This window comes from Acidovorax sp. sif1233, from assembly GCF_019218755.1.
Lineage (GTDB): Bacteria > Pseudomonadota > Gammaproteobacteria > Burkholderiales > Burkholderiaceae_C > Acidovorax.
Genome location: NZ_JAHUWZ010000003.1, coordinates 536,535 through 562,174, shown reverse-complemented (window position 1 = coordinate 562,174; position 25,640 = coordinate 536,535). Strand labels below are relative to the sequence as shown.

Below are 25,640 nucleotides of genomic sequence, written 5' to 3'. Positions count from 1 at the left end.
TCTGGCCGGCCTGTGGCGTGCATTCCGCACCCTGCAGTGCCTTCTTTCCTTATTCATGCAAATCCCCTACGAACTGGCCCTGGGCTGGCGCTACACGCGCGCGGGCCGCGCCACGCGGCGCAATGGCTTCATCTCGTTCATCTCGGGCGTGTCCATGCTGGGCATCGCGCTTGGGGTGGCGGCGCTCATCATCGTGCTGTCGGTGATGAACGGCTTTCAGAAGGAAGTGCGCGACCGCATGCTCAGCGTGGTCTCGCACATCGAGATTTTTGCGCCCCAGGGCGCTGCCTTGCCCGACCCGGCGCGCACGCTGGCCGAGGCCAAGCAGAACCCCAACGTGGTGGGCGCCGCACCCTTCGTGGCCGCGCAGGCGCTGCTGGCGCGCGGCGAGGACATGAAGGGCGCGCTGGTGCGCGGCATCGACCCGGCGCTGGAAGGCGCGGTGACGGACCTGGCCGCCACCAACGAAAAAACGCTCAATCTGCTGGTGCCCGGCGAATTCCGCGTGGTGCTGGGCGGCGAGCTGGCCCGCGCTTTGGGCGTGCGCGCCGGCGATGTGGTCACCCTGATCGCCCCCGCGGGCCAGGTGACCCCGGCGGGCGTGGTGCCACGCCTCAAGCAGATGACGGTGGCGGGCACGTTTGATTCCGGCCACTACGAATACGACTCGGCGCTGGTGCTGCTGCACCATGAGGACGCCCAGCGCATCTTCCGCCTGGAAGGCCCCACGGGCGTGCGCCTGAAGCTCAAGGACCTGCACCAGGCGCGCGACGTGGCCCAGCAGCTGGCGGGGTCCTTAAGCGGCCAGCTGCTCATCCGCGACTGGACGCAGCAGAACCGCACCTGGTTCGCGGCCGTGCAGCTTGAAAAGCGCATGATGTTCATCATCCTCACGCTCATCGTGGCCGTGGCGGCGTTCAACCTGGTGTCCACCCTGGTGATGACGGTGACCGACAAGCGCGCCGACATCGCCATCCTGCGCACGCTGGGCGCCAGCCCGAAAAGCATCATGGGCATCTTCGTGGTGCAGGGCGCCATGGTGGGCGTGATCGGCACGGCCGTGGGCCTGCTGCTGGGGCTCTCCATCGCCTTCAACATCGACGTGATCGTGCCGGCCATCGAGAGGGCGCTGAACGCGAGTTTCCTGCCCAAGGACATTTACCTGATCAGCAAGATGCCCAGCGAGCCGCAGAGCAGCGACATCCTGCCCATCGGCATCATCTCGCTCGTGCTGGCCTTCGTGGCCACGCTCTACCCCAGCTGGCGTGCCAGCCGTGTGAATCCTGCCGAGGCCCTGCGCTATGAGTAATACGACCCCCACGCTCGGCACTGGCGTGTCCCCGCGGCCCTTCAAGGCGGCGCCCGCCGCCCACGCGGGCTTGAATGGCCCGGTGGTGCTGGAGGCGCACGGCCTGACCAAGCGCTTCACCGAAGGGCGCCTGGACGTGACCGTGCTGCAGGGCGTGGACCTGCGGGTCCACACGGGCGAGACGCTGGCCATCGTCGGCGCCTCGGGCTCGGGCAAGAGCACCTTGCTGCACCTGCTGGGCGGGCTGGATGCGCCCACCTCGGGCACCGTGCGCCTGAAGGGGGAGGCCATGTCGTCCCTCTCCGCCGAACGGCAGGGCCAGCTGCGCAACCAGCACCTGGGCTTCATCTACCAGTTCCACCACCTGCTGCCCGAGTTCAGCGCGCTGGACAATGTGGCCATGCCGCTGCGCATCCGCCGCATGCCGTACGAGCAGTGCCAGCACGAGGCCGCGAAGGTGCTGGCCGCCGTCGGGCTGAAGGAGCGCCTGCACCACCGTCCGGCCGAGCTGTCGGGGGGGGAGCGCCAGCGCGTGGCCATCGCCCGGGCACTGGTCACCCGTCCGGCCTGCGTGCTGGCCGACGAGCCCACGGGCAATCTCGACCGCACCACGGCCGACGGCGTGTTTGAACTGATGATGCAGCTGGCGCGGGACCAGGGCACGGCGTTCGTGATGGTCACGCACGACGAATCCCTGGCCGTGCGCTGCAGCCGCGTGGTGCGGCTGGTGCTCGGCCACCTGACCTGATATCTGGCCCGGGTCCGGCGTTCCTCGCCTCGCCAGCCGGCGACCTGCGGCCTGCGCAGGGTGCGAGGATGGCGGGGCGGGTCTAGATGCCGAGGATCTTCTTGGCTTGCGCCAGGGATTTCATCGAGTCGTCATGTTTGCCGGCCTTGTGCTGGGCCTCGCCCTCCGCGCGCAGCTGTTTGACCTTGGCGGCGTTGTCGGCCGTCAGCGCCGGATGGGTGGCCAGCTTGGCGTCGATGGCCTTCATCTCGTTGGGGCAGTTGTGGGCCAGCGCGGAGCCGGCGGCCATGGCGAGCAGCGCCACGGCTGCGATCTGGATCAGGAAGCGCATGAAATGTCTCCTCAGGTTCGAGCCATGATCCCCGGCACGGGCGGCCATGGGCCGCTATCCGTGCATGCCCGCTGGCGTGGCTGCCTGCCTGCGGGCTCGCGTGGCGCCGGGGGCCTACATCACCCTCCCGTACCACCAGACCGAAAGTGCTGCTGCCAGCAGTGCCAGCACGGCGCCCGCCAGTGCCAGCAGGGCAGAGATCTCGGTTTCCTTCTTCTCCACCGTCAATCGCGAACTGAGCGTTTCGTAGACCTTCTTGAGGTCGGCCGCCGTGGCCGCGTGGAAGTACTCGGCGTTCGTGCGCGTGGCCACGGCCTTCAGGGTTTCTTCGTCGAGCCGCACGCGCATCGACCACCCTTCGAACCCTATCGTCTCGCCCTGCACGGTGCCCACGCCCACGGTGTACACGCGCACGCCGCGGTCCGCCGCCCACTTGGCGGCTTCAAGCGGGTCCACGCCCGTGGTGCGCTGCCCGTCGGTCAGCATGATGATGGCCGCCGAGGTGTAGGAGCCCGGCGCCACCGGGGTGAAGGGCTTGGCGGGGTCCTGCTTGTTGCCGATCTCGTCGATGGGCTTGGGACGCATCGCCTGGCGGCCCCCCAGCGCCGCGATGTCGATGCCCGCATCCGGAAAAATGGTGGCCAGCGACAGCATGATGCCGTTGCCCGTGGCCGTGCCGCGCTGCAGCTGGAAGCTGTCGATGGCCTTGACCAGGTCTTCACGGCTTTGCGTGGGCAACTGGGCCAGCTGCGCGCTGCCCGCGAACGCCACGATGCCCACGCGCACGTGGCGCGGCAGCTCGGCGATGAAGGCCTTGGCGGCATTCTGGGCGGCGGTGATCCGGTCGGGCTCCACGTCGGCGGCGCGCATGCTGCCCGACACGTCCATGGCCAGCATGATGGTCTGGTCCTGCGAGGGCAGGGTGATCACGGCCAGCGGGCGCGCGGCCGCCAGCAGCAGGGCGATCAGCGCCAGCAGGAAGAGGGCGGGCGGGATGTGGCGCCGCAGGCGCTGGCCGGGGCCCATGGCCTCGCGCACCAGCGATAGGCTGGAGTAGCTGAGCGCCGTCTTCTTGCGCCGGTGCAGCAGCCACCAGTACAGCAGTACCAGCAAGGGCGCGACCAGCAGCAGCCAGAGCAGGGTGGGCCAGAGAAAAACCATGGTGCGGTCCTTGGTGGCGTGGTGGTTCAGGCGGCGGTGGGCAGGGCCGCTTCCGAGGGCACGGGGGCGGAGGGGGCGCGCGGGGCCCGCACGCGGCGCTGGCGCAGGTCCATGAAGCGCAGCAGCGCATCGACCAGGTCGTCGTCGGTGCACAGTTCCAGCGTGTCGGCGCCGGCGCGGGCCAGGCCCTCGCGCAGCGCGGCCTCGCGCTCGGCGGCCAGGTGGGCGAAGCGGCGGCGAAAGGCCGCGTCGTGCGTGTCCACCTGCAGCTGCTCGCCGCTTTCGGCGTCGCGCAGCGTGATGAGGCCGACGTCCGGCAGCGCGAGCTCCAGCGGGTCCAGCAGGCGCACGGCCACCACGTCGTGCCGCTGCGCCAGCTGGGCCAGGGGTTTCTCCCAGCCGGGCGCGCTGATGAAGTCCGACACCACGAACACGGTGGCGCGGCGGCGCAGGTTGGCAAGCCCCGCCTGCAGCAGCCGGTGCAGTTCGGTGGCGGCGCCGCCGCCCTTCGCGCGTGTGGGCGTGGCCGCCTTTTCAGGGGCCAGCAGGCGGTGCACCAGGTGCAGCACATGGGCGCGGCTGCTGCGCGGCGGCAGCACGGCGTCCACCGCGCGTTCGGCCTGGCCGCTGGCGCCGCCGTACAGCATGGCGCCCACGCGGTTGCCGTGGCGGGTGAGCAGGCGCGAGAGCACGGCCACGAAACCCGTGAGGATGTCTCGCTTGGCATGGCCCTCGGGGCCGAAGCTGATGGAGGGGCTCAGGTCCAGCAGGAACCAGGCGGTCATTTCGCGGTCTTCGGTGAACACGCGCACGTGCGGCGTGTTCAGCCGCGCGGTCACGTTCCAGTCGATGTGGCGCACGTCGTCGTGCGGCTGGTACTCGCGCAGGTCGGCCAGGTCCAGCCCGGTGCCGCGCATCAGGGTGCGGTAGTCGCCCTGCAGCAGGCCGTCGAGCCGGCGGATGACCTTCCACTCCAGCTCGCGCAGCAGGCGGTCGGCCTGCCCCGGCAGGGTGGGCAGGACGTGGACCGTGGCGCCGGGGGGGTCAGGCGGCTTTTTGCTCATGGTGCAGCGGGCGCGCGGGCGCCGGTATCTTGGCCATGATGCGCTGGATGAGCGCGTCGGCGTCCAGGCCTTCGGAGAGCGCCTCGTACGACAGGGCGACGCGGTGGCGCAGCACGTCGGCCGCCAGGGCGGTCATGTCCTCGGGCAGCACGTAGTTGCGCCCGCGCAGCATAGCCAGGGCCTGAGCGCCCTCGGCCAGGGCAATGGTGGCGCGCGGGCTTGCGCCGCAGCTGATGTAGCCGGCCAGGTCCTTGAGGCCATGCCGCGCGGGCTCGCGGGTGGCGGCCACCAGCTTCACGGCATATTGCAGCATCGACGGGTCTACATACACCGTGCGGCATTCGGCCTGCAGCGCCGCCAGCTGCGCGGTGGTGGCCACGGGCAGCACCTGCACGGGCAGGTCCAGCGCGCGCTGGGCGATCACGAACTCTTCTTCCTCGGTGGGGTAGCCCAGCAGCACCTTCATCATGAAGCGGTCCACCTGGGCCTCGGGCAGCGCGTAGGTGCCCTCGGTCTCGATGGGGTTCTGCGTGGCCATCACCAGGAAGGGCTCGGGCACCTTGTGGGTCTCGCCCGCGATCGTGACCTGGCGTTCCTGCATCACCTCCAGCAGCGCGCTCTGCACCTTGGCGGGCGCGCGGTTGATCTCGTCGGCCAGCAGCAGGTGGGTGAACACGGGGCCCAGCGCGGTGCTGAATTCGCCGGTCTTCTGGTTGTACATGCGCGTGCCCACCAGGTCGGCGGGCACCAGGTCGGGCGTGAACTGGATGCGCTTGAAGCTGCCCTGGATGGTGCTGGCCAGCGTCTTCACGGTGAGCGTCTTGGCCAGTCCCGGCACGCCTTCGACCAGCAGGTGGCCCTGGGCGAGCATGGCCACCATCACGCGTTCGAGAAAGCGGTCCTGGCCCACCACCACGCGCTTGACTTCGTAGAGCACCTGTTCCATCAGGGTGGCGGTGTTCGTTGTGGCTTCCATGGCTTTCCTTCCTTGTCAGGGTTCAACGATGCTGCGAGCCGTACGCGGCCCATGCCACAGGGTGCGTTCCCCTCCCGAAGGAGAGGGGGAAGGCGCGAAGCGACTCAGGGGGTATTGCATGCTAGAACGGCGGCATGCCCACGGCCGAGGCCGCGTTCTCGATGGGCACCGCGAAGCCGATGCCGATGAAGGTGCGCGCCGGGGTGGGGTTGAGGATGGCGGTGACGATGCCCACGACCTCGCCGTCGAGCGTGACCAGCGGCCCGCCGGAGTTGCCCGGGTTGGCTGCGGCGTCGAACTGGATCAGGTTGCTGAGCTGGCGCTTGCCCTCGGGCGAGGTGAATTCGCGTTTGAGGCCCGACACCACGCCGGCCGAGGCGGAGGGGCCGATGCCGAAGGGAAACCCCACGGCCACCACATGGTCGCCGGGGCGCAGGTCCTGGGTGGAGCGCAGCGGGGCGGCGAACAGGTCGTCGGGCACCTTGTGGGCCTGCAACACGGCCAGATCGTTTTCGGGCTGTGCGCCGGTGATGCTGGCCGTGGTCTCCAGGCCGTCATGGAAGGTGATGGCGATGCGGTCGGAGCCCGCCACCACGTGCAGGTTGGTCAGGATGATGCCCTTGTCGACGATGACCACGCCGGTGCCCACGCCACGCTCGACTTCCTCCTTGCCATTCTTGCCGCGGCCGTAGCCCACGACACGCACCACCGAGGGCGAAATCGCTTCCGCCGCGCGCGCAGCGGCGGAGGGCGGGGTGGTGGTCTCCAGCGTGCGCAGCACGGCGGCATCGATGTCTTCCTGGGTGATCCTGCGGGGGGCGGGGCCCTGGTGCAGCCACAGGCTGGCGATGAGCAGGGCGCCAAGCAGCGCGATCATGGTCCACAGGCCGCGCACGTGGCGCCGGGACAGCGTCGTGCCGCCCGCGGTGGCGGCAGGCGCAGGAGACGGAGGCGCAAGGGGGGCGGCTCCATCGGCATCGGCCGTGGGTGCGGGGAGCGTGGCCGCCGCTTGCGCCGGGGGGCGGCGGGCAGGGCGGGAGCTGCTGTAGAGGGCGGGCCGGGGCATCCTAGTCACCTTTTCTACTGCGCCGGGGAAAAGCGCATGGTTTTCACGTTAGCACGTATCGCGGCCGGATGCACATCCAAGGTTTCGTCAGGCATCATGGCCGGATGACCGCCTGGATCGATACGCACTGCCACCTGGATGCCCCGGAGTTCGACCCCGACCGCGACGCGGTCCGCCAGGAGGCGCGTGCACGCGGCGTCGCGCATTGCGTGATCCCGGCCGTCGAGCGCGGCAACTGGGGCACCGTGCGGGAGCTGGCGCACCGGCATGGGGACAGCTATGCGCTTGGCATCCACCCCCTGTGCACGGGGCGCGCCGACGACGGGGACCTAGATCTCCTGGCGCAGGAGCTGGAGCAGCACCACGCGGACCCGCGCCTTGCCGCCATCGGCGAGATCGGTCTGGACTATTTCGTGGGCGGCCTGGACCCCGCCCGGCAGGAGCGGTTCTACCGCGCGCAGCTCCAGCTGGCACGCCGGTTCGATCTGCCCGTGATCCTGCATGTGCGGCGTTCCGCCGACAGGCTGCTCAAGGGCTTGCGGGAGCTGCCCGTGCAGGGCGGCATCGCCCATGCCTTCAACGGCAGCCTGCAGCAGGCGCAGGCCTTCATCGGGCTGGGGTTCAAGCTGGGTTTCGGCGGCGCGATGACCTACGACCGGGCGCTGCAGCTGCGCCGCCTGGCGGCCGAGCTGCCCGGGGATGCACTGGTGCTGGAGACCGATGCACCCGACATCCCGCCCCACTGGCTGTACACCACGGCGGCGCAGCGCGCCGAAGGCCGGTCCCAGGGCCGCAACGCGCCGGCAGAGCTGCCGCGCATCGCCCAGGCGCTGGCGCAGCTGCGGGGCCAGTCCGCGCGGATCCTCGCGCGGGCCACCACCGCGAATGCCCGCGCGGCGCTGCCCCGGATCGCGGCGCTGGTGCCGCTGGAAGCTCCAAATGAGGAGTAATTTTGGAGGTTTCGGCTGTGTGGTGCACGGTTTGCAGCTATCTTTTTTTGTGAACGCGCACAGGGGCTGGCGCGGTTTCAGTCCAGAATCGGCGCATGCCTGATGTCCATGCACCTGGTTCCATGCCCGTGCCCGCCACCACCCGGTGGCAGGGGCTGCCGCCCATCGCTGGCGAAGGGACGGTGGTGCTGATCCTGGGCAGCTTTCCGGGCGCTGCCTCGCTGCGGGCGCGCCAGTACTATGCCCATCCGCAGAACCATTTCTGGAAGATCCTGCAGGCCCTCTGGCCAGGGCACCCCCTGCCGCCCGCAGGGAGCGGCGATCCCTACGCGCAGCGCTGCGAATGGCTGCTGGCGCGGGGGCTGGGGCTGTGGGATGTCTATGAAAGCTGCGAGCGGGAAGGCAGCCTGGACACCAGCATCCGCAACGCGAAGGTCAACGACTTTGCGCGCCTGCACGGGCGCTGCCCCCGGCTGGCGGCCGTGGCCCACAACGGTGCCGAAAGCTACCGGCATGCCCCGGCGGTGCTGCGAAGCCTGGGGCCGATGTGCCTGCCGCCGGTCGATGCCGTGCGCCTGCCCTCCACCAGCCCGGCCAACGCCTCCTGGAGCTTTGAACGTAAATTGGCCGCCTGGGCGGAGCTGATGGCCGCCCACGGACTGCTTTGACTGCCTGGAATGACCCGAAAAAAGAACACCACCCCCCGCGAACTGCCCGAAGTCAGCGTCTCCGACGATGGCGAGGTGCGGCACCTGCACCTGGGCACGCCCTGGATCCAGGGCTCCATGCGCGTGGCCGAGCCCTTCGAGCTGGAGCTGGAATACGTGCAGCGCATGATGGCCTGGCTGCTGTTCGCCGAGCCCTCCCAGGTGTCCAAGGGGCATGCCATGCAGCTGGGGCTGGGAGCGGGCGCCATCACCAAGTTCTGCCACAAGAAGCTGCGCATCTGCACCACGGCCATCGAGCTCAACCCCCAGGTGCTGGCGGTGTGCCGGCAGTGGTTCAAGCTGCCGCCCGACGGGCCCAAGCTGCGCGTGGTGCTGGCCGATGCCGCGCAGGAGATCAGGAACCCCATGTGGCTGGGCACGGTGGATGCGCTGGCCGTGGACCTGTATGACCACGAGGCGGCCGCGCCCGTGCTCGACAGCCCGGATTTCTATGCGGACTGCCGCGCGCTGCTGACCGATACCGGCAGCATGACCGTCAACCTGTTTGGCCGGGCCTCGAGCTACGGCCGCAGCCTGCAGAGCATGGCGACCGCTTTCGGCGAAGAGGCGCTCTGGTCGTTCAAGCCCACGCGCGAGGGCAACACCGTGGTGCTCGCGCAGCGCATGCCCACCCGCCCCAAGCGCACCGAACTGGCCGCGCGGGCCGAGGCCATCCAGGCCCGCTGGGATCTGCCCACCGCCAAGTGGCTGCGGGCCTTCAAGCCGGTGGTGGCCTGACCACCGCCGGCCCATGGCTTCATTCTGGAAAGGTTCTCGATGAAAACATCCCTTGTTTCTCCGGATGGCGTGGCGGTCCGGCCCTATGCGGGGCCGGTGGACTGGCGCCGGGTGGTGCAGTGGCTCAGCGATGACCAGGTGATCTCCCCGGAAGAGGCGCAGCGCACCATCGCGCGCTGCTCGCAGGCCGAAAGCTCGCAGCATGCACTGGTGCGCCTGGCCAACGTGGCCATGGAGCGCGCCAGCGACGGCAAGCCGCTGGACATCGAGACCCTGTCCGAGTACCTGGCCAAGCGGGCAGGACTGCCCTACCTGCGCATCGATCCGCTCAAGGTGGACGTGGGGCGCGTGGCCGACACCATGAGCGCCACCTATGCCGAGCGCCACAAGGTGCTGCCCGTGCAGGTGACCCCCAAGGAAGTGGTGGTGGCCACCTCGGAGCCCTTCATTGACGACTGGGTCGCGGAGGTGGAACGGCAGTCGCGGCGGACCGTGCGCCGCGTGGTGGCCAGCCCGCTGGACATCCACCGGTTCACGGCGGAGTTCTTCGCGCTGGCCAAGTCGGTGCGCGCCGCCCAGAAGGCGGGGGGCAATTCCGGGGGCAGCAGCTTCGAGCAGCTGGTCGAGCTGGGCAAGAGCAACAAGCAGCTCGACGCCAATGACCAGGGCGTGGTCAAGGTCGTGGACTGGCTCTGGCAGTACGCGTTCGACCAGCGCGCCAGCGACATCCACCTGGAGCCGCGGCGCGACCAGGGCGTGATCCGTTTTCGCATCGACGGCGTGCTGCACCCCGTCTACCAGATGCCCATGGGGGTGCACAACGCCATGGTCTCGCGCATCAAGCTGCTCGGGCGCATCGACGTGGTGGAAAAGCGCCGCCCGCAGGACGGCCGCATCAAGACGCGCAACCAGCGCGGCGACGAGGTGGAAATGCGGCTGTCCACCCTCCCCACGGCGTTCGGCGAGAAGATGGTCATGCGGATCTTCGACCCGGACAACGCCGTCAAGGACCTCGATGCCCTGGGTTTTGCCCAGCACGACGCCGCCCGCTGGGAAGGGCTGGTCAAGCGCCCGCACGGCATCATCCTGGTGACCGGGCCCACTGGCTCGGGCAAAACCACCACGCTGTATTCCACGCTCAAGCGGGTGGCGACCGAGGAGGTCAACGTCAGCACGGTGGAAGACCCCATCGAAATGATCGAGCCCAGCTTCAACCAGACGCAGGTGCAGCCGCAGCTCGACTTCAACTTCGCCGAAGGCCTGCGCGCCCTGATGCGCCAGGACCCGGACATCATCATGGTGGGTGAAATCCGCGACCTGGAGACGGCCGAGATGGCCATCCAGGCGGCGCTCACGGGCCACCTGGTGTTCTCGACCCTGCACACCAACGATGCCCCGTCCGCCATCACCCGGATGATGGAGCTGGGCGTGCCGCCCTACCTCCTGAACGCCACCCTGCTCGGGGTGCTGGCGCAGCGCCTGGTGCGCACCCTGTGCAGGCAGTGCAAGCAGAAGGACGATGCGGCGGACCGCGAGACCCTGATGGCGGTGGTCAAGCCCTGGAAGCTCAGCGGCGGCTACCAGCCGTACAAGCCCGTGGGCTGCGTGGACTGCCGCATGAGCGGCTTTCGCGGCCGCATGGGCCTGTATGAGCTGCTCACGGTGAGCGAGGCGCTCAAGGAAAAGATCAACCAGGCGCCCTCCATCGACATGCTGCGCCGCCAGGCCGTGCAGGACGGCATGCGGCCGTTGCGCCTGGCGGGCGCCTTGCGGGTGGCCGAAGGCCTGACCACGCTGGACGAGGTGATCACCGCGACGCCACCCCTGGAGTGAAGTCCGCCGCGCGGGCGGGGTCTGGGCGGCCAGTCGTTACCGGATGTAGGTGGAATCCACATCCGCGCGCGCTCTGGTTGCCCCCACAATCGCGCAGTCGAGATTTCCGCCAAGGAGACAATTCGTGAAAATCAAAAGTCAAAAAGACTTCTTTGCCGGCCTCATGTTCATGGGTGTCGGTGTGGCGTTCGCGTGGGGTGCAACCACGTACAACGTCGGTAACGGTGCCCGCATGGGCCCGGGCTACTTCCCGCTGCTGCTGGGGATCCTGCTGGCCATCATCGGCAGCGCGATCACCTTCAAGGCCACCACGGTGGAAACCCAGGATGGCGACAAGATCGGAAAGTGGGCCTGGAAGCCGCTGTTCTTCATCCTGGCCGCCAACTTCGCGTTCGGCATCCTGCTGGGCGGCCTGCCGAGCCTGGGCATTCCGGCCATGGGCCTCATCGTGGGCATCTATGCGCTGACCTTCATTTCGAGCCTGGCTGGCCAGGAGTTCCATGCGAAGTCCGTGTTCGTGCTGGCCACGGTCTTGGCTGTCGGCAGTTACGTGGCATTCGTCTGGGCGCTCAAGCTGCAGTTCCCTGTGTGGCCGAGTTTCATCACGGGTTGAGCAGGAGCACCGACCATGGAATTATTTGACAATCTCTCGATGGGTTTTGGCGTGGCTTTCACGTTCCAGAACCTGATCTACTGTTTCATCGGCTGCCTGCTGGGCACGCTGATCGGCGTGCTGCCCGGCATCGGCCCCGTGGCCACCATCGCCATGCTGCTGCCTGCCACCTATGCGCTGCCCCCGGTGGCCGCGCTGATCATGCTGGCCGGTATCTACTACGGTGCGCAGTATGGTGGCTCGACCACCGCCATTCTGGTCAACCTGCCGGGCGAATCATCCTCGGTGGTGACCGTGATCGACGGCTACCAGATGGCGCGCAAGGGCCGGGCGGGCCCGGCGCTCGCGGCGGCCGGCCTGGGTTCGTTCTTCGCTGGCTGCGTGGGCACGCTGATCCTGGCGGCCTTCGCGCCCCCGCTGACCGAAGTGGCCTTCAAGTTCGGCCCTGCCGAATACTTCTCGCTGATGGTGCTGGGCCTGATCGGTGCCGTGGTGCTGGCCTCGGGTTCGCTGCTCAAGGCCGTGGCCATGATCGTGCTGGGCCTGCTGATGGGCCTGGTAGGTACCGACGTGAACTCGGGCGTGGCCCGCTTCAGCTTCGACATCCCTGAACTGACCGACGGCATCGGCTTCGTGACCATCGCCATGGGTGTGTTCGGCTACGGCGAAATCATTGCCAACCTCTCGCGCCCCGATGACGAGCGCGAAGTGTTCACTGCCAAGGTGGAAGGCCTGTTCCCCACCAAGGAAGACTTCAAGCGCATGATTCCTGCCGTGCTGCGCGGCACGGCACTGGGCGCGGCGCTGGGCATCCTGCCCGGTGGCGGTGCGCTGCTGGCGGCGTTTGCGGCCTACACGGTCGAGAAGAAGACCAAGCTCAAGCCCGGTGAAGTCCCCTTCGGCCAAGGCAACATCCGTGGCGTGGCGGCTCCCGAGTCGGCCAACAACGCCGGTTCGCAGACCTCCTTCATCCCGCTGCTGACGCTCGGTATCCCTCCCAACGCCGTGATGGCGCTGATGGTGGGCGCGATGACCATCCACAACATCCAGCCTGGTCCCCAGGTGATGACCAGCAACCCCGAACTGTTCTGGGGCCTGATTGCTTCGATGTGGATCGGCAACGCCATGCTGGTGATCCTGAACCTGCCCCTGATCGGCATCTGGATCAAGCTGCTGACCGTGCCGTACCGCTGGCTGTTCCCTTCCATCGTGCTGTTCTGCGCGGTGGGCGTGTACTCCACTAACAACAACACCTTCGACATCTGGATGGTGGGTATCTTCGGCCTGGTGGGCTACATCTTCCACAAGCTGGGCACGGAACCGGCACCCTTGCTGCTCGGGTTCATCCTGGGCCCGATGATGGAAGAGAACCTGCGCCGTGCGCTGCTGCTGTCGCGTGGCGACTGGAGCGTGTTCGTCACGCGTCCGCTGTCGGCCGGCCTGCTCGCTGCCGCTGCGCTGCTGCTCGTCATCGTGCTGCTGCCTTCGGTGAAGAACAAGCGCGAGGAAGCGTTCGTGGAAGACTGATCGCACCTCTTTTTCCATCCGACTCCAGAACAGCGGCACCTTCGGGTGCCGTTGTTTTTTGGAGAGCCCGGGGGCCTGCGCACCCTCGGCGCCAGTGGACAATCGCGGGCAGAGGTCCGCATGTCCACTCCATTCCATCTGCCGCAGCATCCCCACCGGGCGATGCTGCACAACGAAATCCACGCCCGCCCGCCCGAGGCCATGACGGCCCCCCTGGCCATCGCGCACATCGTGATGCTGGCCGATGCGGCCGGGCGCGAAGCGAGCCGGGCCCATGTCGCCGCCCTCCTGCGCGACCACCACATGGCCCTGCCCGATGCGCACACCACACACCTGCGCATGGACCTGGGCGCCTACCGCATGCGGTGGGAGCTGCACACCGAGTTCGTCTCCTGGACTTTCATGGTGCCCGCGACGGCGGATGCCTTCGGCGAGCGGGAGCCCGCCAGCGCGGTGGATGCCGTGCCCCGCGAGTGGCTGGCGGCCCTGCCCGGGCAATGCCTGTGCAGCCTGAATCTCTGGGTGCTGCCCACGCACACCTTTGGCTCAGGCTCGCTGGTCAAGCACGTGCTGCACGAGGACACGCTGGTGGCCTCCACCGTGGCCGACGGGCATGGCGAGGTCTACACCGACTTCGCCATCCATGCCGACGGTTTCTCGCGCATGGTGCTGCTTGCGGGGGGCATGACGCAGCGCCGCCTGGGGCGGCTGGTGCAGCGCCTGCTCGAAATCGAGACCTACCGCATGGCGGCCCTGCTGGGCCTGCCCGCGGCGCGCGAGGCGGCCAGCGTGCTGGCGTTCGCCGAACGTGAGCTGGCCGAGCTGGCCGACGCCATCCGCACCGCCAACCGCGATGCCGAGCCCGTGCTGCTGGACCGCCTGACCCGGCTGGCCGGGCAGGTGGAAAGCCAGTACGCCGCCACGCACTCGCGTTTCTCGGCCAGCAGTGCCTACTTCGAGCTGCTGGACCGCCGCATCGAGGACATCGCCGAATCGCGCCTGGCGGGCATGCAGACCATCCGCGAGTTCATGGACCGGCGCCTCACGCCCGCGCGCAGCACCTGCGAGTGGGCGACCCGCCGGCAGGATGCGCTGTCGCAGCGCGTCTCGCGCATGAGCAACCTGCTGCGCACCCGGGTGGAGATCGAGCAGCAGCAAAGCAGCCAGGCGCTGCTGACCACGATGAACCACCGCCAGGACCTGCAGCTCCAGATGCAGTCCACGGTGGAAGGCCTCTCGGTGGCGGCGATCACGTACTACATCGTTGGCCTGGTGAGCTACCTGGCCAAGGGAGCGCAGAAGCTGGGCTGGCCGCTTTCCCCCGAGACGACGGCCGCCATTGCGATTCCAGTGGTGGCCGTGGGCGTCTGGTGGTCTCTGCGAAGGCTGCACCACAAGGTGTTCCGCAAGCGCCATTGAAGCCGCGCAGGGGGCGGGGCGCAGCCGCCGGCAGCGGCAGATAATGGCCCGATGCCGTTCAGCTACACCTCTTCCTATGCCAGCACCCGCCTGCCGGTGTTTGCGCGCAATGTCGTTTCCACGTCCCACCCGCTGGCTGCCCAGGCGGGCTTGCGCATGCTGCAGCAGGGCGGCAATGCCGTCGATGCGGCCGTGGCGGCGGCCGCTGCCATGACGATCTGCGAGCCCGTGAGCAATGGCCTGGGCAGCGATGCGTTCTGCATCCTCTGGGACGGGCAGGCCTTGCAGGGGCTCAACGCCTCGGGCCGCGCGCCCGCCGCCTGGACGCCCGGGTACTTTCACAGCCGCTACGGCAGGGAGCAGGCGACGCCGCCCCGGCGCGGCATGGATGCCGTCACCGTGCCGGGCGCCGTCAGCGCCTGGGTGGCCCTGTCCGAGCGCTTTGGCAAGCTGCCTTTTGCCGACCTGATGGAGCCCGCCGCCGAGATCGCCGAGCGCGGCTACCTGGTGCCGGTGGTGGTGCAGCAGAAATGGGCCGCCGCCGTGCCCGAGCTGCAGTCGCAGCCAGGGTTTGCGCAGAGCTTCATGCCCTGGGGGCGCGCGCCGCGGGTGGGTGAGCTGTTCCAGTTCGCGGCGGCTGCGCGTGCCTTGCGCGCCATCGGCGCCACGCGGGGGCAGGCGTTCTACACGGGCGAAATCGCCCAGGCGCTGGTGGCCTTCTCGCAGGCCCAGGGCGGCAGCCTGGCGCTGGCGGATCTGGCGGCGCACCGGCCCGAATGGGTCACCCCCATGGCCCGCAACTACCGGGGCCACACGCTGCACGAGATTCCGCCCAACGGGCAGGGCATCGCCGCCCTCATCGCGCTGGGCATCCTCGACCAGTTCGATCTGGCGGGCCTGCCCGTGGATGGCACTGCGTCCCAGCACCTGCAGATCGAGGCGATGAAACTCGCGTTCGCCGATGTGTACCGCTACGTGGCCGAGCCATCGTCCATGGAGGTGACACCCGCCCAAATGCTCGATGACGCGTACCTGGCATCCCGTGCCAAACTGATCGACATGAAGCAGGCGCAGGATTTCGGGGCGGGCAATCCGGCCAAGGGCGGCACGATCTACCTGACCGCGGCCGACGAGAACGGCATGATGGTGAGCTTCATCCAGAGCAACTACATGGGCTTTGGCTCGGGTTGCGTGGAGCCCACGTTCGGCATCAGTCTGCAGAACCGGGGCCAGGCGTTCAGCACCGACCCCGATGGCCCCAATTCCGCCAATCTGGTGGCGCCGGGCAAGCGGCCGTTTCATACCATCATCCCCGCCTTCCTCACGCAGAACGGCCAGCCCGTGATGAGCTACGGCGTGATGGGGGCCAACATGCAGCCCCAGGGCCACCTGCAGACCCTGGTGCGCATGCTGGACTATGGCCAGAACCCGCAGGCGGCCTGTGATGCGCCGCGCTGGCGCTTCAACGAAGGGCTGTCGATCAACGTCGAGGCCGCCATGCCCGCCGCCACGGTGCAGGGGTTGCTCGGCCTGGGGCACCAGATGGAGGTGCTGCAGGACTCCTACCAGGACTTCGGTGCCGGCCAGTTCATCTGGCGCATGGGCGACCCCAAGGTGCAGGGCTACCTGGCCGCCAGCGATCCGCGCCGCGATGGCCAGGTGGCCGGCTATTGATGAGATTTGAGAAAAAAGTGCCTCCAGCCCAATCAGTACAAGCGCTAGCAGCTAGAAAAAATGTAGCAACCGGCCTGTTGCTCGCCCTGCTGGGCTCCATCGCCTTCAGCGGCAAGGCCATCATCGTCAAGCTCGCGTACCGCTACGGAGTGGACGCGGTCACGCTCATCATGTACCGCATGCTGTTTGCGCTGCCCATCTTCGCCGTGATGGCCTGGTGGGCCAGCCGGGGCAAGCCGCCCCTGTCGCGCAAGGACTGGCTGGGCGTGCTGGGCCTGGGGCTCACGGGCTACTACCTGGCGAGCTTTCTGGACTTCGCGGGGCTGGCCTACATCAGCGCCAGCCTGGAGCGCCTCATCCTGTACCTGAACCCCACGCTGGTGGTGATGCTCGGCTGGGTGCTGTACCGGCGCGGCATCCACTGGGGCCAGGCCGTGGGCATGCTGATCAGCTACTGCGGCGTGGTGCTGGTGTTTGGCCACGAGGCCAACCTGCAGGGCGCCGATGCGGCCTGGGGCACCCTGCTGGTGTTCCTGAGCGCGGTGAGCTATGCCATCTACCTGGTCTACAGCGGCGAGCTGGTGCGGCGCCTGGGGTCGTTGCGGCTGGTGGGGCTGGCCACCACGGTGGCGTGCCTGTGCTGCCTGCTGCAGTTCGTGGTGCTGCGGCCCTTCAGCGCGGCCGTGGTGGCGCCCGAGGTGATCTGGCTGTCGGTGCTCAACGCCACGCTGTGCACGGCCGCGCCCGTGCTCATGGTGATGATGGCGATCGAGCGCGTGGGCGCCGGCATGACCGCGCAGACCGGCATGGTGGGGCCGCTGTCCACCATCCTCATGGGTGTCTGGATCCTGGGCGAACCCTTCACGGTGTGGGTGGCCGCGGGCACGGCGCTGGTCATCGCCGGCATTTTCGTGTTCACGCAGCTCGCGCGCCGCCAGCAGGCCTGATGAAGGCCCTTGCCGTGGTGCTCCGAATGCCACGCCATACGGCCGGGGGGAGGGGCGCTGTCGGGCATGGAAAAGGGCAGCGCGCGCTGCCCTTTTTTCTTGTTGTCCCGCCGCGCGGGCACACCTTTTGGGGGCCCCGGGCACCGCTCCGCTACGAGGTCTTTTTCCGCGCGGGCGGCGCGGGCTTGCGGGCGGGCGCCGCCGCCGGATTCACCGCGCCTGGCACCGCGGCGGCGGGGCCAGAGGCCGCCGAAGGCTGGGGGTTGAGGCGCTGCGCCACCGTGACGGGCGCCACGCCCATGAAGCCATCCAGGTTCTTGCCCATGGCCAGTTCCAGTTGCTCCAGCCGTGCCTGGGCGGGCGGATGGGTGGCCAGGGCCAGCGTGAACATGGGGTTGTCGGGCGCGGCCGTGCGCAGCTGCTGCAGCACCGCCACCAGCCCATACGGATCGAAGCCCGCGCGCGTGGCCAGGGCCACGCCGGTGCGGTCCGCGTCGTACTCGTCGGCCTGGTCCAGGCCGCGCGCATACAGGTTGCGGCCCAGGGCGAGGAACTGCGAGGCCACCAGGTTCCCCACGGCGTTGGTCTTGATCTGCGACGCCACCAGCTGCGTGAACATGCCGGACTGCGCGGTCTTGCGCATGGCGTGCAGGTGGTGCCTGGCGGTGACGTGCGTGATTTCGTGGGCGAGGATGCCCGCCAGTTCGGCCTCGTCCGCGCAGCGGTCGATCAGCCCCTTGGTCACGAACACGTAGCCCCCCGGCGCGGCGAATGCGTTGTACCCGGGATCGTCCAGCACGACGAAGGTCCAGGGAAGATGGGGGCGCTCGGACTGCAGGCTGATCCAGCGCCCGAGGTTGTTCACATAGCGCTGCAGGGCCATGTCCGGGTGCAGTGGTTTGCTGCCCAGCAGCACGGCGGCGAGCTGGCGGCCGATTTCAATCTCTTTCGGCTCGTCGATGCTCTCCACCGAGCGCGTGAGCAGGCTGATGAGGTCGTCGCCCCGGGCGGCATTGCCGCCGCCGCCGGTGACGGCGCCCAGCAGGCCGCCACCGCTGCTGCTGGTGCCTCCACCGAGCGAGTTGAGCAGGTTCATCACGTTCTGGGCATGGCCGCAGACCGGCACCAGGGTGAGCGCCAGGGCGGTGCACGCAGCGGCCAGCGGCCGCGTGCAGGCAGGGGAAAAGGGCAGTCGCATGGCGGCTTTCCTCAGTTGGGGCTGAAGTTGGGGTCGGAAGGATTGGCCGAGGAGCCCGTGGCTCCCGGGCTGCCGCTGGATGACGGACGCTGGGGCGCCGCCAGTGGCGGCACGGCGCGTGGCTGCAGGGAGGCGGTGGTCGCGAACTGGCGTGCCTGGTCCGCATTCACCCGCAGGCCCTCCGCCTGGCCGACGGCGGCCGGGTTGGGCTGCGCGTTGGCGATGTCTTCGGCGCCCAGGCCGCGGATGCCCACGGTGGATGTGGCCGTGGTCGTGGGGCCGCTGTTGCCGCCGAACAGACCGCCCAGGCCCCGCAGGCCGCTCGTGGCCGCGTTGCTGGAAGGCGCGGCCGAGCCCGACTGCGGACCCAGGTCGAACATGTGCACCCAGCCCGTCGCGCCCTGCGGCGTGCTCACCCGGGTCCAGGGGCCCTTGCGCTCGTTGCTGCGGGTGACCACGGTGTTGGCCTCCAGGGGCGCCACGCTCGCGCCAGTGTCGGCGGGGGTGTCGCGCAGTTGCGTGGCGCGCTTGACCACGGCGGACTCCTGCGCTTGCGCGCCCAGGGGCGCCAATGCGGCCAATGCCAGCCAGGCGGCAAGGGCTCCGCGGTGCAGCCAGTTCATCTTGCAACTCTCCACGTATGATGGTTTTCAAAGGCCGCAGGGTGCAGCCGTCAGAACCGGAGATTGTTATGGATTTGGGTATCGCAGGCAAATGGGCGCTGGTGTGCGGCGCGAGCAAGGGCCTGGGCTACGGCTGTGCGCTGGCCCTGGTGCGCGAGGGCGTCAATGTGGTCATCAACGCCCGCAATGCGGACGCCCTCGATCAGGCTGCTACTCAATTGATAGCTGAAGCCGCACAAAATTCTAGCGCTGGCGGGCAGAATCAGCCAAAGCCACGGGTGCTGGCCGTGGCCGCCGACATCACCACCGCCCCCGGAAGGGAGGCCGTGTTCTCCGTGGCCGGCGGGCCAGGGCGTGACTTCGACATCGTGGTGACCAATGCCGGCGGCCCCCCCACGGGCGACTTCCGCGACTGGGACCGGGACGCATGGATCAAGGCCGTGGACGCCAACATGCTCACCCCCATCGAACTGATCAAGGCCACGGTGGACGGCATGGCCGCACGGGGCTTTGGCCGCGTCGTCAACATCACTTCCAGCGCCGTGAAGGCGCCCATCGACATCCTGGGCCTGTCCAACGGCGCGCGCAGCGGGCTCACCGGCTTCGTGGCCGGCGTCTCGCGCAGCAAGATCGCCGCGCGCGGCGTGACCATCAACAACCTGCTGCCCGGCAAGTTCGACACCGACCGGCTCGCCGCCACCGTGAACGCGGCCGCCAGCAAGGCCGGCAAGAGCGTGGACGACGTGCGCAGCGCCCAGCAGGCGCAGATTCCGGTCGGGCGCTACGGCACGGCCCAGGAGTTCGGAGCCATCTGCGCGTTCTTGTGCAGCCAGCAGGCGGGCTACATGACGGGGCAGAACGTGCTGGCGGACGGCGGCGCCTACCAGGGCACTTTCTGACCTTCTGATCCGGGCGGCGGCGCAGGCGCCTGCCTGAGCCTGCGCGTCGAAAACGCTGCTGGCGCGCCCGGGCTGCGTGCTGGAGGGGGCGGCGCGGGGTGCTTTCCGGCCACCCGCGGGCGGTGGGTTCTTGTGCGCGCGGCAGGTTCTGCGGCGGTACCTCGTGGCATTTTGCCGACAGCTTTTCCTCCGGGTGGAAAAACTTGGTGAAGAATGGGGCCCCCAGTCCTCCAACCCGAAAGCACCGGAACATGACACTGCGCACTCCCCTCCCGGGCAGCGTTGCGAATCCATGCGGTATCCGCCGATACCGCTGTGGGTTTCGCCGCGCCCAGGGCGCGAAGGCGCTCCGTTCATGGCCTCGCTCCGCGTGCGGGCTGCAGTACCAGAACCCCCCATGCAGCCCATGCCCGCTCTGAGGTTTCGCCTTCGCCGCCGCGCCGCGGTGCTGCTGTGCGCGGCATGCGCGGCGCTGGGCGGCCTGCCCCAGGCCATGGGCCAGACGGCCGCGCCCCCGGCGACGGCCGCCGCAGCGCCCTACAAGTTGCGCATCGTGGGCGGCCTGGCGGGCATCAACCAGTACACCCGCCAGGAGGAGCCGTTCTGGACGAAGGAGCTGCTGCGCATGAGCGGCGGACGGTTCGACGCCGAGATCGTGCCCTTTGACCGGGCCGGCGTGCCCGGCGCCGAGATGCTGCGCCTGCTGCAGCTGGGCGTGGTGCCTTTCGGCACGACGCTCATGAGCTCATTCACGGCCCAGTACCCCGAGTACACCGCGCCCGACCTGGCCGGCCTCAATCCCGACATCGCCACGCTCAAGTCCACGCTGGCGGCATTCCGGCCCTACCTGGAGAAGGTCTTACGCGACCAGCATGGCGTGGAGGCCCTGGCGGTGTACGTGTACCCCGCCCAGGTGGTGTTCTGCAAGAAGCCGCTGCGCGCGCTGGCCGACCTGGCGGGGCGCCGCACCCGGGTGTCCTCCTCCACGCAGGCCGATTTCGTCGGGGCGCTGGGCGGCGTGCCGGTGCTCACCGGTTTCGCGCAGATCGTGCCCAGCCTCACCGCGGGCAACACGGAATGCGCGATCACCGGCACCATGTCGGGCAACACCCTGGGCCTGCCCGCGATCACCTCGCACATGCATGCGCTGCCCGTGACCTGGGGGCTGGCCATCTTCGGCGCCAACCAGGCCGCCTGGGAGGCGCTGCCGCCCGACCTGCGTGCGCTGCTGCGGCGCGAGCTGCCCAGGCTGGAGGCCGCCATCTGGGAAGAGTCCGAGCGCGAGACCTCCGATGGCATGGCCTGCAACCGTGGGGCCCCTGCCTGCGTGGGGGGCCGCAAGGGCAGCATGGTGGTGGTGCCGGTGTCGTCGCAGGACGAGCGCAACCGGCACGAGATCCTCGCCTCCACCGTGCTGCCGCGCTGGGTGCAGCGCTGCGGGGTGCGCTGCGCCCAGGTGTGGAACCAGACGATCGGCCCCGTCCGCGGCCTGGCGGCGGCCCCCGCGAAATGAGTGAGTCCAACACCCCGCTGCGGATCAAGGCCTTCGTATGGGCCGGGGCGGCGGTGTTCATGGCGGCGGTGGTGCTGGTGTCGGCCGCGCTGGCATGGAACGCCCGCAAGGTGGCGCTGGACGACAACGAAGCCCAGGCCACGCGCTTCGTGGCGGGCGCCGAGGCGGCGCTCAACCGGTCCCTGCTGGCGGTGGATGTGCTGCTGGCCAGCATGGATGAACTGCTCGGGCTGTCCGGCGCCATGCGCGACTGGATCGATCCCGAGCTGGCCAGCCAGCGGCTGCGCAGCTCGGCGCGGCAGAACCTGATGGTGCGCTACGTGGCCCTGCTGGACGCCAACGGCAAGTCGATGGCGTCCTCCGACGCCGCCGGCAGCGCGCTGCCCGTGCAGTTGCCGCCCGGTTTCCTGGCGACGGTGCTGGAGCAGCCCGTCTCCACCCTCATGATCAGCCCGCCGGTGGTGAGCTTCGCCACGTCCGAGCGCGTGCTGTACTTCGCTCGCCACCTGCGCATGGCCGACAGCGCCCGCGTGGTCGCGGTGGCGGAGGTGCCCGTCGGCGCGCTCAGTTCGGTGCTGGTGCAGGGGGTGGACATCAGCGGCCTGCAGGTCACGCTGGAGCGCGCGGGAGGGCTGCTGCTGCTGAGCGTGCCCAACCGGGAGGAATCCATCACGCCCACGCTCAGTCCGCCGCTCCACGAACTCGCGGAAAAGGGCCAGGAATGGAAAGCGCCGGCCCGCCTCAGTGGGGAGCCCGCGCTGGTGGTCTACCGGCCCATCCTGTACCAGGACCTGCGCATTTCCGCGAGCATCCCGCTGCGCGATGCGCTGGCGGGCTGGCGCGAGCAGCGCAACGCCATCGCGCTCACGGGGCTGCTGTTCGTGGCCATGATCGCAGCGGCCGGCAATCTGGCGCTGCGCTACCTGGACCGCATCTCCCAGGCCCGCATCGCGATCGCGCAGTCCAAGGCCACGCTGGACCAGGCGCTGGAGTCGATGGTGAGCGGCTTCCTGCTGCTCGACGGCGAGTACCGCGTGGTGCAGTGGAACAGCCGGTTCGAGGAGATATTTCCGTGGCTGCGCAGCGTGATCGCGCCGACGGTGCCGTTCCGGCGCGTGATGGAGGAAACCTCCCGCCACCACCTGCCGCGCGCCAGCGAGGACGAGCGCATGCGCTGGGTGGAGCTGCGCCTGCTCAAGCAAAAGCAGCACCAGGAGCCCCATGAACAGGTGCTGCCCAATGGCCGCACGATCCAGATCACCGAACGGCCCACGCCCGAAGGGGGGCTGGTCATCACGTACCACGATGTGACCGCCCTGCGCCGGGCCAGCGCCGAGATCGAAAGCCTGGCCTTCTACGACCCGCTCACCAACCTGCCCAACCGCCGGCTGCTCATGGACCGCATGCAGCAGGTCATCGCGGCCAGCCTGCGCAGCGGGCAGTACGGCGCGCTGCTCTTCCTGGACCTCGACCACTTCAAGACTCTGAACGACACCCTGGGCCACGAAGTGGGCGACCTGCTGCTGCGCCAGGTCGCCGAGCGGCTGAAGACCTGTGTGCGGCGGGAGGACACCGTGGCGCGCTTGGGCGGGGACGAGTTCGTCGTCATGCTGCACGAGCTGTCGCAGCACAGCGAGGAGGCGGCTGCCCATGCCCGGCGCGTGGGTGAAAAAATCCTGCGCACGCTCAACGCGCCGTATTCGCTGGGGGGGCACACCCACCACAGCACGCCCAGCATCGGCGCCACGCTGATGGGAGGAGCGCTGCAGCCCTCGGTCGATCTGCTCAAGCAGGCCGACATCGCCATGTACCAGGTCAAGTCGCAGGGGCGCAACGCGCTGTGCTTCTTCGATCCGCAGATGCAGATCGCCATCAGCGTGCGCGCCCAGCTGGAAGGGGACCTGCAGGCGGCGCTGACGGCGCGGCAGTTCGTGCTGCACTACCAGCCCCAGTTCCACCTGGACGGCCGCATCGTGGGCGCCGAGGCGCTCATCCGCTGGATCCATCCCGACCGCGGGCTGATCGCCCCGGGTGATTTCATTGGCGTGGCGGAAGAAAGCGAACTCATCGTGCCGATGGGCCACTGGGTGCTGCGCACCGCCTGCGAGCAGCTGGCGGCGTGGCAGAACGATGCCCGCTACCGGCATGTGCAGCTGTCGGTCAACGTGAGCGCCCGCCAGTTCCGCCAGCGCGATTTCGTGGCCCGCGTCGTCGAGGTGCTGCGGGAAACCGGCGCGCGGCCCCACCTGCTCAAGCTGGAACTCACCGAGTCGCTGGTGCTGGACAACGTGGACGACACCGTCGCCAAGATGGGCCTGCTCAAGACCAAGGGCGTGCGCTTCTCCGTGGACGATTTCGGCACGGGCTACTCGTCGCTCGCCTACCTCACGCGCCTGCCTCTGGACCAACTCAAGATCGACCAGTCCTTCGTGCACAACCTGGGCGTGCGGCACACCGACGACGTGATCGTGCAGACCATCATCGGCATGGCCCGCAACCTGGAGCTCGACGTGATCGCCGAAGGCGTGGAAACCCCGGCGCAGAAGACCTTGCTGGCGGACTATGGCTGCCAGCTCTTCCAGGGCTACCTGCTCGGGATGCCCGGGCCCGTGGCCGACCTGGAAGTCCTGCTGCAGAACGCCGCCGAGGCCACCCAGGCCGCCACCACGCCCCCGGCCGCCGGCGGCGCGGCGGACTGAGCCGCCAGTCGCCGGCCGCATGGTGTTCCTTCCGTTCGCTCTTTCCATTTTGCTGATGGCGAGGTCCGATATGCACCCTTCTCCGCACACCCGCCCCGCCGCCAGCGCCACGGCGCGCGGGCGCCTGGCTGCATGGGCCACCCTGGCATGTGCCGCAGCCGCTGCCTGCACCCTGGCCGCCGCCGAGCCCGTCGCCCTCCAGACCCCCAGCGGGACGCTGCGGCTGCAGGCGCCGGCGGGCTACACCGCGCTCACCGACGAGGAGCTGCAGACCAAGTTCGGCCGGCACGGGCGCAGGCCGCTGGCCGCCTGGGGCAACGCCCGGCGCAGCAGCACCGTGGCCGTGACCTGGTCGCGCATGGCGCAAAAACCGCTCACGCCCGATGCCTTGCCCGCGTTCATGTCCGCCATGGAAACAACCTTGCCCAGGCTCACCCCGGGCCTGGTGATGCGCGACGCCTCGCTGGTCACCCTTGGCGGGCGTGCCTGGGTGCGCATGGACAGCACCGCGCCGGCCGCCGATACCGACGTCCGCAACCTCATGTACCTCACGGACCTGAACGGCCACATGGTGGGCGTGAACTACAACGCCACCGTGGCGGACTTCCCGGCGCAAGAACCGGGTTTTGGGTCCTCTGCCGGCACCTTGCGGGTGCAGGAGTAGAGCCGCCGCAGCGGCGCTATCGGCGAGAGGACACCACGATCCCGCCCACGATCAGCGCGAACGCGATGCCATGAAAGAGCTGGGGCGTCTCCCCCAGGAACGCGGCCGACAGGATGCCGGCGAACAGGGGCGTCAGGTTCACGAAGAAGCCCGCCACGGCGGGCCCCGCGCGCTGCACGCCCACGCCCCAGAAGCGGTAGGCCAGCACCGCGGGCCCCACCGCGATGAATGCCAGCGCGGCCGCCAGCGGCCAGCCCCATGCGACGTGCGAGCGGCCCGAGGCCCATTCCGCCCCGGCGAAACTGCCCGACCATGCGAGCCCGAACACCATCTGCGCCATCAGGAACGCTGCCCAGTCGCCGCGGATGCGGGTGGGCTCGGTGGTGCGCGACAGCAGCCAGCTGTAGAACGCCCATGAAATCGTGGCAAGGAGCATGAACAGGTCGCCCGGCACGAGCCGGAAGGCCATCAGCTGCGCCCATTCGCCACGGCTGAGCACGAGCAGCACGCCGCAGATCGACAGCAGCGCCCCCAGCAGCTGCCGCCGCGTGACGCCCGCGCCGAAGAACAGCGCGCCCACGCCCAGCATCCACACCGGCATGCTGGAGCCCACCAGGGTCACGTTGATGGGCGTGGAGGTCTGCAGGGCCATGTACTGGAACGCGTTGTACAGCCCGATGCCCAGCAGCCCCAGCAGCGCGTAGCGGCGCCAGTGCGGCCACAGCGGGCTGTCCTTGCGCAGCACACCGTGCGCGAGGGGCAGCAGGATGCCGAAGGCCAGCACCCAGCGGATGAAATTGAGGGTGAGGGGCGGGATCAGGTCGTGCACCAGCCGCCCCACCACGGCATTGCCGGCCCAGAGCATCGGCGGTACCACCAGCAACGCCGCCGTGCCGGGCGTGAGTTTTTGTGTCATGGGGCTGGACTGTAACGGCGCGCGTGCCGCCCCGCTGCGCGCGGCCACAAGGCCCCAGGGCGGCG

23 protein-coding genes are annotated in these 25,640 nt (G+C 69.1%); 15 read left to right on the top strand and 8 right to left on the bottom strand.

All coding sequences use genetic code 11. The features are described 5' to 3' along the window. The first annotated feature begins 55 nt into the window (after positions 1-55). Entirely contained in the window at positions 56-1,309 is a 1,254-nt protein-coding gene (locus KW843_RS14240; RefSeq protein ID WP_218295771.1) for a lipoprotein-releasing ABC transporter permease subunit, read from the top strand. Further along, a complete protein-coding gene (gene lolD / locus KW843_RS14235; RefSeq protein WP_255594738.1) occupies positions 1,302-2,057 on the top strand; it encodes a lipoprotein-releasing ABC transporter ATP-binding protein LolD in 756 nt (251 codons plus the stop codon). Before KW843_RS14240 ends, lolD begins: the two co-directional genes overlap by 8 nt. 82 nt (positions 2,058-2,139) lie before the next feature. On the opposite strand, the gene KW843_RS14230 is transcribed toward lolD, so the two are convergent. The 5 genes from KW843_RS14230 to KW843_RS14210 form a co-directional block, all read right to left on the bottom strand. Then, entirely contained in the window at positions 2,140-2,388 is a 249-nt protein-coding gene (locus tag KW843_RS14230) for a hypothetical protein (protein ID WP_218295770.1), read from the bottom strand. Positions 2,389-2,502: 114 nt separating this feature from the next. Beyond that, a complete protein-coding gene (locus KW843_RS14225; RefSeq protein ID WP_218295769.1) occupies positions 2,503-3,549 on the bottom strand; it encodes a VWA domain-containing protein in 1,047 nt (348 codons plus the stop codon). 26 nt (positions 3,550-3,575) lie between these two features. Next, entirely contained in the window at positions 3,576-4,613 is a 1,038-nt protein-coding gene (locus KW843_RS14220; RefSeq protein WP_218295768.1) for a DUF58 domain-containing protein, read from the bottom strand. After that, positions 4,594-5,589: a MoxR family ATPase gene (locus KW843_RS14215; protein WP_218295767.1), complete on the bottom strand. Its 996-nt coding sequence runs from the start codon at positions 5,587-5,589 to the stop codon at positions 4,594-4,596. Before KW843_RS14215 ends, KW843_RS14220 begins: the two co-directional genes overlap by 20 nt. Before the next feature lie 121 nt (positions 5,590-5,710). After that, positions 5,711-6,655 (bottom strand): S1C family serine protease, encoded by a 945-nt coding sequence (locus tag KW843_RS14210; protein WP_218295766.1) that lies wholly within the window; start codon positions 6,653-6,655, stop codon positions 5,711-5,713. Positions 6,656-6,759: 104 nt separating this feature from the next. On the opposite strand from KW843_RS14210, the gene KW843_RS14205 reads away from it, so the two are divergent. The 9 genes from KW843_RS14205 (at position 6,760) to KW843_RS14165 (ending at position 17,063) form a co-directional block, all read left to right on the top strand. Continuing rightward, positions 6,760-7,605, top strand: a complete 846-nt coding sequence (locus tag KW843_RS14205; RefSeq protein ID WP_218295765.1) for a TatD family hydrolase — start codon at positions 6,760-6,762, stop codon at positions 7,603-7,605. A gap of 95 nt (positions 7,606-7,700) precedes the next feature. Continuing rightward, positions 7,701-8,273 (top strand): DNA-deoxyinosine glycosylase, encoded by a 573-nt coding sequence (locus KW843_RS14200; RefSeq protein WP_370628499.1) that lies wholly within the window; start codon positions 7,701-7,703, stop codon positions 8,271-8,273. Between the two features lie 9 nt (positions 8,274-8,282). Next, entirely contained in the window at positions 8,283-9,050 is a 768-nt protein-coding gene (locus KW843_RS14195) for a spermidine synthase (protein WP_218295764.1), read from the top strand. Positions 9,051-9,089: 39 nt separating this feature from the next. Continuing rightward, positions 9,090-10,883, top strand: a complete 1,794-nt coding sequence (locus tag KW843_RS14190) for a GspE/PulE family protein (protein WP_218295763.1) — start codon at positions 9,090-9,092, stop codon at positions 10,881-10,883. 124 nt (positions 10,884-11,007) lie between these two features. Next, complete coding sequence (locus KW843_RS14185) at positions 11,008-11,496, top strand: tripartite tricarboxylate transporter TctB family protein (protein ID WP_218295762.1); 489 nt, start codon at positions 11,008-11,010, stop codon at positions 11,494-11,496. Positions 11,497-11,511: 15 nt separating this feature from the next. Continuing rightward, positions 11,512-13,023: a tripartite tricarboxylate transporter permease gene (locus KW843_RS14180; protein ID WP_218295761.1), complete on the top strand. Its 1,512-nt coding sequence runs from the start codon at positions 11,512-11,514 to the stop codon at positions 13,021-13,023. Positions 13,024-13,143: 120 nt separating this feature from the next. After that, on the top strand, positions 13,144-14,442 hold the full coding sequence (locus tag KW843_RS14175) for a DUF3422 family protein (RefSeq protein ID WP_218295760.1): 1,299 nt from the start codon (positions 13,144-13,146) through the stop codon (positions 14,440-14,442). Between the two features lie 51 nt (positions 14,443-14,493). After that, entirely contained in the window at positions 14,494-16,116 is a 1,623-nt protein-coding gene (locus KW843_RS14170; RefSeq protein WP_218295759.1) for a gamma-glutamyltransferase family protein, read from the top strand. After that, positions 16,116-17,063 (top strand): DMT family transporter, encoded by a 948-nt coding sequence (locus KW843_RS14165; protein WP_218295758.1) that lies wholly within the window; start codon positions 16,116-16,118, stop codon positions 17,061-17,063. Before KW843_RS14170 ends, KW843_RS14165 begins: the two co-directional genes overlap by 1 nt. Before the next feature lie 151 nt (positions 17,064-17,214). Here KW843_RS14165 and KW843_RS14160 read toward each other — a convergent pair whose 3' ends face one another. Beyond that, entirely contained in the window at positions 17,215-18,261 is a 1,047-nt protein-coding gene (locus KW843_RS14160; RefSeq protein WP_218295757.1) for a M48 family metalloprotease, read from the bottom strand. A gap of 11 nt (positions 18,262-18,272) precedes the next feature. Next, positions 18,273-18,884 carry an SH3 domain-containing protein gene (locus KW843_RS14155; protein ID WP_218295756.1) on the bottom strand — a complete coding sequence of 204 codons (612 nt, stop codon included), beginning with the start codon at positions 18,882-18,884 and terminating at the stop codon, positions 18,273-18,275. Between the two features lie 68 nt (positions 18,885-18,952). Here KW843_RS14155 and KW843_RS14150 point away from each other — a divergent pair, with 68 nt between their 5' ends. From KW843_RS14150 to KW843_RS14135, 4 genes are all read left to right on the top strand, one after another. Continuing rightward, positions 18,953-19,783, top strand: coding sequence for an SDR family oxidoreductase (locus tag KW843_RS14150; protein WP_218295755.1), 831 nt, complete (start codon positions 18,953-18,955; stop codon positions 19,781-19,783). A gap of 397 nt (positions 19,784-20,180) precedes the next feature. Then, on the top strand, positions 20,181-21,296 hold the full coding sequence (locus tag KW843_RS14145; RefSeq protein WP_370628498.1) for a TRAP transporter substrate-binding protein: 1,116 nt from the start codon (positions 20,181-20,183) through the stop codon (positions 21,294-21,296). Beyond that, entirely contained in the window at positions 21,293-23,995 is a 2,703-nt protein-coding gene (locus KW843_RS14140; RefSeq protein ID WP_218295754.1) for an EAL domain-containing protein, read from the top strand. Before KW843_RS14145 ends, KW843_RS14140 begins: the two co-directional genes overlap by 4 nt. Positions 23,996-24,065: 70 nt before the next feature. Then, a complete protein-coding gene (locus KW843_RS14135; protein ID WP_255594737.1) occupies positions 24,066-24,659 on the top strand; it encodes a hypothetical protein in 594 nt (197 codons plus the stop codon). A 16-nt stretch (positions 24,660-24,675) separates the two neighbouring features. Here KW843_RS14135 and KW843_RS14130 read toward each other — a convergent pair whose 3' ends face one another. Then, positions 24,676-25,575, bottom strand: coding sequence for a DMT family transporter (locus KW843_RS14130; RefSeq protein WP_218295753.1), 900 nt, complete (start codon positions 25,573-25,575; stop codon positions 24,676-24,678). Between the last annotated feature and the right edge of the window lie 65 nt (positions 25,576-25,640).